This window comes from Anaeromassilibacillus sp. An200 (assembly GCF_002160025.1).
Taxonomy (GTDB): domain Bacteria; phylum Bacillota; class Clostridia; order Oscillospirales; family Acutalibacteraceae; genus Caccousia; species Caccousia stercoris.
The window spans coordinates 1-3,723 of sequence record NZ_NFJU01000091.1; the positions used below are offsets into that span (position 1 = coordinate 1).

The 3,723-nt window shown below is 47.0% G+C and carries 5 protein-coding genes and 1 pseudogene; all 6 read left to right on the forward strand.

Features of this window, described 5'->3' with window-relative positions:
- Positions 1-48 precede the first annotated feature (48 nt).
- A complete protein-coding gene (locus tag B5F35_RS17725; RefSeq protein ID WP_087242964.1) occupies positions 49-423 on the forward strand; it encodes a hypothetical protein in 375 nt (124 codons plus the stop codon).
- The gene (locus B5F35_RS17730) at positions 420-695 is read left to right on the forward strand and encodes a septation protein SpoVG family protein (RefSeq protein ID WP_162611479.1); all 276 of its coding nucleotides are present in this window, start codon (positions 420-422) and stop codon (positions 693-695) included. Before B5F35_RS17725 ends, B5F35_RS17730 begins: the two co-directional genes overlap by 4 nt.
- 50 nt (positions 696-745) lie before the next feature.
- Entirely contained in the window at positions 746-1,294 is a 549-nt protein-coding gene (locus B5F35_RS17735) for a hypothetical protein (RefSeq protein ID WP_242969584.1), read from the forward strand.
- Positions 1,295-1,329: 35 nt separating this feature from the next.
- Positions 1,330-2,226, forward strand: a complete 897-nt coding sequence (locus B5F35_RS17740) for a 3'-5' exonuclease (protein WP_162611480.1) — start codon at positions 1,330-1,332, stop codon at positions 2,224-2,226.
- A 69-nt stretch (positions 2,227-2,295) separates the two neighbouring features.
- Positions 2,296-3,099 carry a pentapeptide repeat-containing protein gene (locus B5F35_RS17745; RefSeq protein ID WP_087242971.1) on the forward strand — a complete coding sequence of 268 codons (804 nt, stop codon included), beginning with the start codon at positions 2,296-2,298 and terminating at the stop codon, positions 3,097-3,099.
- A 92-nt stretch (positions 3,100-3,191) separates the two neighbouring features.
- Positions 3,192-3,723, forward strand: a pseudogene (locus tag B5F35_RS17750) (hypothetical protein); the annotation flags it as partial.

Below are 3,723 nucleotides of genomic sequence, written 5' to 3' on the forward strand. Positions count from 1 at the left end.
GAGCGGAAGGAAATTTTACTTAAATTGTGATGTGAGGAGAAAAAGAAGATGTATGATAAGACCATCAGGCTGACAAAGAAAACTGCTACACAGTTAATTCATCAGATTATGCCTCGGGCGGTAGTCATCAAGGACGAAACTGCCCCGGAAGCAACGATCTTTCGCGCCGTTACCAACGGATTGGAAATCCGCTGCGAGAATGATTGGTTCAAGCGGAACAAGCGTATCAAACTTACTATTACCGATGGAGAAAATACGATTGTCCATTATTACTCCCCGACCACACTGAACCGAGATTTTTTCGAGGAAAAAGCAGAGAAAGAAGAAGCGGCCTTGCAAGCGCGGGTAAAATGGGTCTCACAGGTAGGCTTGAAAATGGCACACAAACTGGTGGATCACTATGGGGGGGAGGAAACCTCTTGAAGGTAACAAACGTAAAGATCCGTCTCAAACAATCAGGGAAACTCAAAGCTGTCGCAATGGTAACTTTGGATAACGCTTTGATTATCAATGACATTACTCTCTTTGAGAATGCAAAGGGGAAGCTGATCGTGCAGCTTCCCCGGACGGAGAAAGCCAAGGACAACGGCCAGGAGTCCGTTGTCCCCCTTTCGGGGGAACTGAGACATGATATTACCAGTGAAGTTAAAAAATCCTATGCTCGCGCCTTACAGGCACAGCGGAGAAGAAGTTGAACGGGCGGACACGTGTCCGCTTTTTTAGTCAATACGGAGGGAAAATGAAAATGATGAACCTTCATGTGATAAGTGGAAACAAGCAGAGCGAAACCATCCAGTCCCGGCAGCTGGAAATCAAACTTTCCGAGGAAGATGTGCGGAAGATTACCGAGAAAGCAGGAGCACACGGGCTGACTGTCGCTGAGCTGATCGAACACTTCATCGGTGATTTGGTGTATGGAACTTACACCAACGGTTCCGATGAACGCATGTATGCGAATGATTGGTTTGAAAGGTGCGGTTTTGGAAGATTTTCGGATACATTCCTTCAGTACCTGTTTGAGAATCAAATCCTGGAAGATGTGCTGGAGGAATGGGACGATATCGAAGATGCACAAAAGGAAATATCCTATTATGAAGAACACCCGCAAGAAGCGGAACCAGGAGAGTTAGAAGAAATCCAGGAATGCTTACAGGAAAACAAGGAGCAGCTTGACGAATATTGGAACAGCTATACTCAGCAGAAAATGGGATACAGCACTTTCAACACCTTTGACGAGGAAATGAAAAAAGTGCTGGAATGGCGAGAGGAAAGAAAACGTCTCTTGGGAGATTAAGAATTCCAAATCAGGCAGCGAAGGGAGGAAATACCATGCAACAGTTGAAGCACAGAAGTGACTATACAGAAGATTTACGAACAGAACGCCAGTGGCGGAAAGCTGGTAAGCTGGTTCGGGACGGTGCAGCAGGGATGCTGCTCTGGCCTAACCGCCTTCATCAGAGGGCATTTACCTATTATCGTACCGATGAAGTACGCGACGCCACACCGGAGGAGCTTTACGCTGCCGGAGCACCGGAACGGAAACGGCGCAAGCGAGCCCGCATTCGCCGTGAAGAACAGAGGAAAAAAGAGGAAGAAATGTGGAAAGTAAAACAGCGGAAAATCAAAATATGGCAGGCGCAGAAACAGGAGAAAGAGAAGAAACAGCAGGAAGTCAATGCTCTGATTCAGGGTGCATTGGAGCTGAAAGCTTCCGTGAACAATCCTACGGGGATTGTCTGTATCGACATTGAGACAACCGGCTTGACCGAAATTGACGAGATCGTGGAGATTTCCATCATAGACGGAAAAGGAAGTATTCTGGTTCACTCCCTTGTTCACCCGTATTGGATGAACAGCTGGGAGGATGTAGAAGCTATCCATGGAATTTCACCGGAGCAAGTGAAGGACGCTCCTTACCTTCATGAGCTGATTCCCCGAATCTATGCAGCTCTATCCAGTGCTTCGACCTGCATAGGATACAATCTATATTCCGCTCTTTCCTTTCTTCCGGCGTCTCTCTCTGAAAATCTTTCCTTTGATACGATTGATGTAATGCAGGAGTTTGCTCCCATTTACGGGGAATGGTCAGACTATTATGAAGATTATAAGTGGCAATCACTCAGTACCTGCGCGGCATATTACGGATGTACGTTTCTCGAATATGACAGCCTGGAGGATGCCAGGGTAACGCTGTTCTGTTATCGCCAAATGCAGAACAGGTCTTAAACTTTGGTACAAAAGGGAGCGGACACATGTCCGCTCCCTTTTCAGTTTATCATAAGAATAGGAGAAATTATGGAACAGAAACGACTGAAAGAAATTCTACGCCTGCATGAAATGTGGCTTAATAAAAAAAAGGAAGGCAAACGTGCTGACCTAACAGACACTGATCTAAGGCACGCTGATCTGAGACATGCTAACCTGAGAGGGGCTGACCTGAAGGGGGCTGTTCTCAGATACGCCAATCTAACGAACGCTGACCTGACAGAAGCTGTTCTAATCGACACCAATCTGATGAACGCTGATCTGACAGATGCTAATTTGACGGATGCCGACCTAAGAGATGCTGTCTTGAAACACGCTGTTCTCAGAAACGCTATTCTGAAGGATGCCGACCTGAGCTTCGCTAATCTGATAGAAACTGTTCTGACGAACGCTGATCTGATGAACGCTAATCTAATGGATGCTAATTTGACGGATGCCAACCTGAGTGACACTGTCCTGGGTCAAGCTGTCCTGATTCGCGCACAGCTAATTCGCGCTAACCTGACTAAAACTATTCTACTGCGAGCTAACCTAACAGAAGCTGATCTAAGTGACGCTGTCCTAACGCATGCTAGTCTGAAGAACGCTATCCTAAAGAATACTATCCTAAGGCGCGCTGATCTGACGTCCACTGATATTGATTTTTCTTGTTGGCCGCTGTGGTGCGGTTCGCTCGATGCCAAAGTTGATCGGAGGATCGCCGCACAGTTAGCGTACCACTTCTGCCGTCTTGATTGCAGCGATCCAAGCTATATTGCTGCAAGAAACGCGATTGTGGACTTTGCCAATAAGTTTCACCTGGCTGACGATTGTGGCCAATTGGAGAAATATTAATGCTCCTAATTAAATCAACATAGCTGACAAAAGGTAGCGGACACGTGTCCACTACCTTTTGCAATACAGAACAAAGAAAAGGAGAGATGCTGATGAAACGAATTGTGCCGGTTATGCTCATGGCGTCAATGCTGATATTGGCACTGTGCGGCATGACGGCAGTACCGGACAAAGTGGAAACCCTCAAAAATGGGGATAAAGTGGAGATTGTAAAAATCTTTCATCTGTCCCCGGATGAGGACCCCTCCATTCTGATCGAGGAACCTTTTGAACAGGATGGATACGAGTATGCGTATGAATCTATGGTCAAGGAAGAAACCATCAACCAGCAGAGTAAGCTGGCAGAGAAGGAGCTAACGTTTTCCACAGATACGAACAAATTGGAGGAAATCTTGCCGGACATTCCGGGAAGTATCCCCTACGATGGAGAGGATGGATATGAAGGAAACCTGGTGCTGAATCCTTCCTCCATCCAGACGGAAGCGGAAGGCTACGCCAGCAGCTCCTTCACCGTGTCCGACACCAGGACGTACACAGACTTACCCTACAACGATAAGTCGCTCATTCCGCAAACCGTGGAGAAAAACGGAATGACACTGACGCTTGCCGGTGTATCCTGGCAGG

Excerpts from the sequence above, each read along its gene's own strand:
- B5F35_RS17745 (WP_087242971.1), top strand. The coding sequence starts at position 2,296 with ATGGAACAGAAACGACTGAAAGAAATTCTACGCCTGCATGAAATGTGG.
- B5F35_RS17725 (WP_087242964.1), top strand. The coding sequence starts at position 49 with ATGTATGATAAGACCATCAGGCTGACAAAGAAAACTGCTACACAGTTA.
- B5F35_RS17735 (WP_242969584.1), top strand. The coding sequence starts at position 746 with ATGATGAACCTTCATGTGATAAGTGGAAACAAGCAGAGCGAAACCATC.
- B5F35_RS17740 (WP_162611480.1), top strand. The coding sequence starts at position 1,330 with ATGCAACAGTTGAAGCACAGAAGTGACTATACAGAAGATTTACGAACA.